The organism is Corynebacterium striatum ATCC 6940 (assembly GCF_000159135.1).
Classification (GTDB): domain Bacteria; phylum Actinomycetota; class Actinomycetes; order Mycobacteriales; family Mycobacteriaceae; genus Corynebacterium; species Corynebacterium striatum.
Genome location: NZ_GG667520.1, coordinates 82,970 through 90,096 on the forward strand (window position 1 = coordinate 82,970; position 7,127 = coordinate 90,096).

At 62.1% G+C, this 7,127-nt stretch carries 7 protein-coding genes; 5 read left to right on the forward strand and 2 right to left on the reverse strand.

What is annotated here, in order from left to right:
- Nucleotides 1–32: 32 nt before the first annotated feature.
- Genes HMPREF0308_RS02725 through HMPREF0308_RS02735 form a run of 3 tightly spaced genes read left to right on the forward strand, consistent with a single transcriptional unit; the run spans nt 33 to nt 2,421 of the window.
- A complete protein-coding gene (locus HMPREF0308_RS02725; protein WP_005528455.1) occupies nt 33–1,412 on the forward strand; it encodes a glycine--tRNA ligase in 1,380 nt (459 codons plus the stop codon).
- A complete protein-coding gene (locus HMPREF0308_RS02730) occupies nt 1,412–1,927 on the forward strand; it encodes a hypothetical protein (protein ID WP_005528456.1) in 516 nt (171 codons plus the stop codon). The genes HMPREF0308_RS02725 and HMPREF0308_RS02730 overlap by 1 nt, the downstream gene beginning before the upstream one ends.
- Before the next feature lie 26 nt (nt 1,928–1,953).
- Nucleotides 1,954–2,421 carry a hypothetical protein gene (locus HMPREF0308_RS02735; RefSeq protein ID WP_005528457.1) on the forward strand — a complete coding sequence of 156 codons (468 nt, stop codon included), beginning with the start codon at nt 1,954–1,956 and terminating at the stop codon, nt 2,419–2,421.
- Between the two features lie 16 nt (nt 2,422–2,437).
- Here the strand turns inward: HMPREF0308_RS02735 and HMPREF0308_RS02740 are convergent, their stop codons facing one another.
- Nucleotides 2,438–4,477 (reverse strand): TPM domain-containing protein, encoded by a 2,040-nt coding sequence (locus tag HMPREF0308_RS02740; protein WP_034656923.1) that lies wholly within the window; start codon nt 4,475–4,477, stop codon nt 2,438–2,440.
- A gap of 51 nt (nt 4,478–4,528) precedes the next feature.
- On the opposite strand from HMPREF0308_RS02740, the gene HMPREF0308_RS02745 reads away from it, so the two are divergent.
- Nucleotides 4,529–5,167 (forward strand): YdcF family protein, encoded by a 639-nt coding sequence (locus HMPREF0308_RS02745; protein WP_005528461.1) that lies wholly within the window; start codon nt 4,529–4,531, stop codon nt 5,165–5,167.
- A 369-nt stretch (nt 5,168–5,536) separates the two neighbouring features.
- The gene (locus HMPREF0308_RS02750) at nt 5,537–6,829 is read left to right on the forward strand and encodes a deoxyguanosinetriphosphate triphosphohydrolase (RefSeq protein ID WP_034656761.1); all 1,293 of its coding nucleotides are present in this window, start codon (nt 5,537–5,539) and stop codon (nt 6,827–6,829) included.
- An 18-nt stretch (nt 6,830–6,847) separates the two neighbouring features.
- Here the strand turns inward: HMPREF0308_RS02750 and HMPREF0308_RS13985 are convergent.
- Nucleotides 6,848–7,127 (reverse strand): hypothetical protein (locus tag HMPREF0308_RS13985; protein ID WP_005528465.1); only part of this gene is annotated, 280 nt, incomplete at its 5' end.

The window sequence follows — 7,127 nt, forward strand, 5'->3', positions numbered from 1 at the left end:
GACTATCCCTTAACAGAGGAGTCCTTTTTATAATGGCAAGCGTCATCGATACCGTTGTAAGCCTGTGCAAGCGCCGCGGATTGGTCTACCAGGCAGGTGAAATCTATGGCGGTTCTCGCTCCGCGTGGGACTACGGTCCCCTCGGTGTTGAGCTCAAGGAAAACATCAAGCGCCAGTGGTGGCGCCACATGGTGCAGTCCCGTGAGGACGTTGTTGGCGTCGATACTTCTGTCATCCAGCCGCGCCAGGTATGGGTCTCCTCCGGCCACGTTGAGGTCTTCACTGACCCACTAGTGGAGTCCCGCCACACCGGTAAGCGTTACCGCGCTGACCACCTGCTCGAGGCATACGAGGAAAAGCATGGCCACGAGCCGGCAAACGGCTTGGCGGACATCAACGATCCTGAGACCGGCCAGCCAGGTGACTGGACCGAGCCGAAGGCATTCTCCGGTCTGCTCAAGACCTTCCTGGGTCCGGTCGATGATGAACAGGGCCTGCACTACCTGCGTCCGGAGACCGCACAGGGCATCTTCGTGAACTTCAAGAACGTCATGACCTCTGCTCGCATGAAGCCGCCTTTCGGCATTGCGAACATCGGTAAGTCCTTCCGTAACGAGATCACCCCGGGCAACTTCATCTTCCGCACCCGCGAGTTCGAGCAGATGGAGATGGAGTTCTTTGTCAAGCCGGGCGAGGACGAGCAGTGGCACCAGTACTGGATTGATGATCGCTACAACTGGTATGTGGACCTGGGCATCAAGGAAGAGAACCTGCGTCTCTACGAGCACCCGAAGGAGAAGCTGTCCCACTACTCCAAGCGCACCGTTGACGTGGAGTACGCATTCGGTTTCACTGGCTCCAAGTGGGGCGAGCTCGAGGGCGTGGCAAACCGTACCGACTACGACCTTTCCGTGCACGCGAAGGGCTCCGGCGAGGATCTGTCCTACTACGACCAGACCACCGAGGAGCGCTGGGTTCCATATGTCATTGAGCCGGCAGCCGGCCTGGGCCGTTCCATGATGGCCTTCCTGGTTGACGCTTATGACGAGGAAGAGGTTCCGAACTCCAAGGGCGGCACCGACAAGCGCGTGGTTCTGCGCCTGGACCGCCGTCTGGCTCCGGTTAAGGTTGCGGTTCTGCCGCTGTCCAAGAAGGAAGAGCTGGCCAACCCGGCCCGTGAGCTGGCTGCCAAGCTGCGCATGAACTGGAACGTCGACTACGACACCTCCGGTGCTATCGGCCGCCGCTACCGCCGTCAGGATGAGATCGGTACGCCGTTCTGCGTCACCTACGACTTCGATTCCCTCGAGGACGGTGCCGTCACCGTTCGCGAGCGCGACACGATGGAGCAGGAGCGCGTGAAGATCGACGAGCTCGAGGCTTACCTGGCCGCCCGCCTGATTGGCTGCTAATGGAATACACCAGCTGGGACCGCACTGACCGCGAGCACCCCGTCCTCCTCATGGAGGCAGGCCCTGCAGCGTATGGCGTCTTCTCCGCGGATTCCGCGGACGTTGATGGCCAGCGCTGGGAGCTTGCCAGTGATTTCTCCACGGGCGCGACCGCCCAAGTGGAGGACCGTGTCTACGCCTTGACAGGCAACCTGGGTCGGGACAAGCGCATCGAGGCTGACTTGAACGGCCGATCTTTTGCCTTCATCAATGAAAACAGCGGTGACTGGATTGTTGAGAACCCAGCCGGGTTGAAGGTAGCGCAGTTCTCCACCAAGAATTCGGGTGTGCGCAAGGCCATCCTCGAGTTCGATGCGGAGGCTGCCGCGGATGCGCTTTCCGACGCCGAGACAGTCGCGCTCAGCTGGTTTACTCGCCTCATCTTGGAGGCCAAGACCCAGGGCAAGGCCATGCCGATCATCGCCACTTTGGTGCTGGCATCGGTGGTGGCTGTGTTGTCCCTGTTCGTCTTCTAGTTTGCGCTAGGTACTGCTTAAAGCCGATGGACAGGAAGCAATTAACCTGGGAAAATGAAACCCTTAGCGATGCCGAGGGCACTGTGTGGGCAACGGTACGCGCTGATGTGCTCAACGTGAAGGAATCACAATTGGCCGCGGCGCAGGAGCGCATTTTGCTGGAGCACTCAGTGGATAGTGGTAGCCAGCGCTTTTGGGTGCGCGGTACGGCCACGACGGGCAAGACCCTGCACGTGGCTCAGCAGGGCGTAACTGTCAGCCACATGCAGGCCAAGTGCCTGGACCGTGAGTACACACTGGACCGGCCGAACCCCTTCCGTCGCGAGCGCCGTATTCGCGATGCCGAAGGAAATGAGGTCCTACGCACCCGCCCTACGTTCAAGGGGGTGCTGGAGATTTTTGACATCGCAGCGGAAAACGTTCCGGACATCGACGTGGCATTTCTTACTTATTGCTGCCTGCTTGTCGATGCCCCGAGGCGCCTGCGCGGTTAAAGGCGCGCAGGCAGAGCTAGAAGGAGCCGCCGCGGAAGCTGCTGCCTCCGCCGCCTCCGAAGCCGCCGCCACCGAAGCCACCACCGAAGCCACCGCCGTAGCTGCGGCCACCGCCGAGCATCTGGCCGATGACCATGCCGGTGATGATGTCACCTGCGGTGGATCCGGCAGCCTGGCGCTGCTGGCGGCGACGGTAGGAATCAATGTCGTCCTGGGCGCGGCGGGCTGCGGTCTGGGCGGCCGCGACAGCCTGGCGGGAGGCGTCGATGGCACCGCGCAGGTTGCTGTTTTTAAGCTGCATCGCCTGCGCATAGAGACGCTTGGCGTCCGCGAGCGCGGTACGGGCCTGCGCGCCGACCACGCGGCCGCGGGTAGAGATGACGTCCTCGGCGGCCTGGATGTTGGACTCAGCCGCCTGCATCTGCTGGGTGTAGAGGTCCAGCTGGCGGGCCTGCGTGGCGGTCGCCTCGCGCACGGCGTCGAGTCGCTCGTCGAGCTCAGAGTCGATGGCAATCAGCGTGGTGTAGTGGCCGAGCGGGTCAGTGGCCTGGCCGGCTTCGGCGGCGCTGACGGCCTGCTGGGCGCGGGAAGTGACGTCGCCTAGGGCCTCCCAGTCAGCGTCGGTGCCCAGCTTCTTGCCTTGAGCCTCGAGCTGCTGTGCTTCCTCGATCTCGCCGCGTACCTCCGCGATGAGCGCGCTCAAGTTGGAGTGCGCTGCGGCCAGGTTAGCCTCGGCGTTTTCCACGCCGGAGAGCAGTCGGTCTGCCACCTCGATGGCGTGCTCGGAGTCGCGGATGATGCCTACCAATCCGCCCTGCTGGCCGGCCGGCTGCGCGGCGAGCGTGCGGCCTTGCTCTAGTAGCTTTTCTGCCTCGCCCACGGACACGGTGGCCATGTGTGGGTTGTCCTCGATGGAGACCAGCGCCTCGGCTGGGTGCTTGGACACCAAGCCCGCCAAGGTCTGCTCGGCCTGTGTAATACGGGTGCGGATGTCCACGGTGCGCTGGGTCAGCTCGTCGAGCTTCGAGTCGGAGTTGATGAGCAGGTCGCGCATCTTGGCAAAGTCGGCGGCTTGGGCATCGAGGGCGTCGTCAGCCTGCCCACAGGAGGAGACGATTTCGATGAGCATCTGGCGGCGCTCCGCCTCGGACTCCGGGATGGAGTCATCCAGGCGCTGCTGCAAGGCAAAGGCCTTCTGCAGCGTGGTGGTGGAGTGGTTCATCGCGCGGGTAAACGGGCGGGTGCGCTCCGGGCCGAACTCGGCCGTGGCGATGTCGAGCTCCTCCTTGCCGCGGCGGATGGATTCGTCGGTGGAGACCAGCTCTTCGCGGGCCAGCTCCTGCAGGGTCTCGGTGGGAAGGGATGACAGCGAGTTGGTATCGCCCGGCTCGATGGCGCGTGCTGATTCGAGGTTCTGCGCGTTGTCCTTCTTGGTCTTGCGGCGCGAGGCTGCCCAGATGCCACCACCGGCTACTGCCAGAGCACCTGCACCACCCGCCAGCCAGCCGGCCCCCGAGCCGGAGTCGGAACCTGCGCCACCTGCGGAACCGGAAGATCCGGTGGAACCGCTCACGGCGGCGTCGGCAAGCGCGAGTGCAGAGCCCCCGAAGTCGTCCTCGGCGAGGTGCGCGGATGCGGCGTCGTACATAGCGTCCGAGCGCCCGGAAGACCAAGCGTTGCCGGTCTGCACGCCCACCGTGCGGTCTTCAACTGACACCACGTAGACCGCGGAGTTGGGGCCCTTGGCGTCAATAAACTCGTCTGCATAGTCCTGCGCGGTACCCGGCAACGTGTTTTCAAATACCACGTAAAGAATCAGTCCCTCATCCTTCTGCAGGGAGGTAATCTTCTCCTGTAGTTGGGACTTCTCACTCGAGGACAACACTCCGGCGTTATCCGTGACCTTCTGCGTCACACTCGAGGGATCTGCCTGTGCCAGCACCATCTGCTGCGGGGAGGGGGCAGCTCCGGCTTGGGTAATCCCAGGAGCTAGGGTTCCCAGACCCACGAACAACGCCGCTACTGCGGCACGGCCAATACGCGCACAAGAATTCATGACCACCAGAATACAGTTAGCCTGGTGAGAGTGAGACGCATTATTCGCTGCGTGCCTCTGCTACGCCGCGCAGCACAACGGGGAGCCAAACCTGCGCTGAGCTTAGAAGCCAACATTGAAGCCATCATCGTGTTGGGGGCTGCGCAATACGACGGTCGCCCCTCCCGCATCCTTTCTGCGCGCCTCGAGGAGGCCGTCGACGCGCATGCGGTATACCCGCAGATCCCTATTGTCACCGTGGGCGGCAAGCTGCCAGGGGATCGTTTTACCGAGGCTGAGGTGGGGCAGAGCTACCTCAGCGAACGCGTACCGGACGCATGTGTGTTGGCGGTGCCCGTGGGCAACGACACCGTGGAGTCCCTGCGGGAGGTGCGTCAGCGCTACGGGTATGCGAACGCCATCGTCATTACGGATCCGCTACACCGGTTGCGGGTGTGGCTCATCGCGCGCGACGAGGGGATGAGCACCCAGGTGCGCGGCGCCTCGAGATATCCCACCCCAACCTTCGCCCGGGCCTGGTGGCGCTACCTTGCCCACGAGATGGGCGGGCTCGCCGTATTCGCCGCGCGCAAAGTCTTAGGTGAGAAGGCCGCGGAGCGTCTGCGGAGTGCGCTGCACCGCGTGGAAGCGATGATGAGGCCCTCCCGCAGAGCTCGGCATGAGGAAATTCGCAGGAAATCTAGACCATGATCTTCCAGCGTGCGGGTGTAAAATCAGGCAATTGACAAAAATTGCAGGAAATTCCTAGTCGGTTTTGCTTCCAATACGACTGTCGATAGATTAAAGTGGATTGCGCAAGTGCAAACAACGAAAGGAATACTTGTGATGGACGTATTCAAGAATGTCATTGATGTCGTGCTGACCGCTCTCCAGGATCTGGTAAACGCGCCTTTCTACTTCGTGGAGGACCTGTGGAGCGCACTGTCTAGCAAGTAAACTCGAACATTGAGTTCTCGCCCCTGCTGCCTTTCTTCGGAGAGGCGGCGGGGGCGATTTCTTATGCCTTAGGTGGTATGCCGCGGATGAACCATGGCAGTTTTAGCGCCTAAACTGCTAGATGTGAGTTATTCCTACAGCGCGCACGACGCAGCACGTCTTTTTGATGAGAGCCCCAAAGGATCGGCCTTCAGCGAGCCAGGCACCCCAGCCGCTGAAGAGCACCGAGGGGCTTTTGCTCGCGATCGGGCTCGCGTATTGCACTCCGCTGCTTTGCGACGCCTCGCGGACAAAACGCAGGTAGTCGGCCCCCACGACGGCGATACCCCGCGCACGCGACTGACCCACTCACTGGAGGTGGGGCAGATTGCCCGCGGCATCGGCTCCGGGCTTGGTTTGGACCCCGACCTGTGCGACATGGCGGGCCTGACCCATGACATCGGCCACCCGCCCTATGGGCACAACGGAGAGAACGCTCTCAATGAGGTGGCCCAAGAGTGCGGCGGATTCGAGGGAAACGCGCAGACCTTGCGCATCTTGGCTCGGCTAGAGCCGAAGGTGGTGGACGCGCAGGACAACTCCTACGGGCTCAACCTCACGCGTGCGGCGCTCGATGCCGCCTGCAAGTACCCACGCACCAAGACCAATGCGGATGGAACGGTCAACCGCAAGTACGGCTGCTACGACGAGGACGCACACATCCTGGCCTGGTTGCGCGAGGGACATACTGACGCGCGCCCCTCGATGGAGGCGCAGGCCATGGACTGGTCCGATGACATCGCCTACTCCGTTCACGACGTGGAGGACGGCATCGTTTCCGGCCGCATTTCACTCGCGGTGCTGTGGGACCTGGTGGAACTCGCTGCGCTTGCGGAGAAGGGCGCTAAGGCTTTCGGCGGCACCGCAGACGAGCTTCTCGACGCCGCCGATTCCCTCCGCACCTTGCCCATCATCCGGGAGGTCAGCGACTTCGATTTCTCCCTGCGCTCTTACACCACGCTGAAGAAGATGACCTCCGAGCTCGTGGGCCGCTATGTCGGGGCCACGGTGCAGGCCACCCGCGCGGCCAAAGAGCCACAGCTGGAGCTGGGCCGCCAGCACGGCAATCTGGCAGTGCCGGTGCGTGCGCAAGGGGAGGTCAAGCTGCTCAAGACCATCGCGGTGCTCTACGTCATGGACGAACCGGTGCACTTGGCTCGCCAGGACCGCCAGCGTGAGCGCATCTACCGCGTCTTTGACTACTTATCCGCGGGGGCGCCGGGTGCGCTCGACCCGATGTTTAGGCTCTGGTTTAACCGCGCCGAAACTGACGCGGAGCGCCAGCGCGTCATCGTGGACCAGATCGCCTCGATGACCGAATCCCGCTTGGAACGCCTGGCGCGCTCCACGGCTGAGTTTTCTGGGTTTATGGGTTAAAAGTGCGTGGCCGATACCTCAATCCATAATCCAATCTCTATGCAGCTTCTTAGACGGATTCAGCGTTAAGAGAGGGACTCCCCAAACCTCGTTTTGTTCCGACATTATGGGAACGCCCGGTTCGTGGAAACCAACCCAGCACAATGGAAAGTCATTGAATCTGTTAGCGATCAAGCTTGTCGCTGAGAGATACCAGGAATCGGGGTGGAGCGTATGGTTGGCATTTATCTGTTCCTTGGTTTCCATGAGTTCTATGGAGTGGGAGCCCGACCGCAGCGCCATGCCGACATCGATGTCG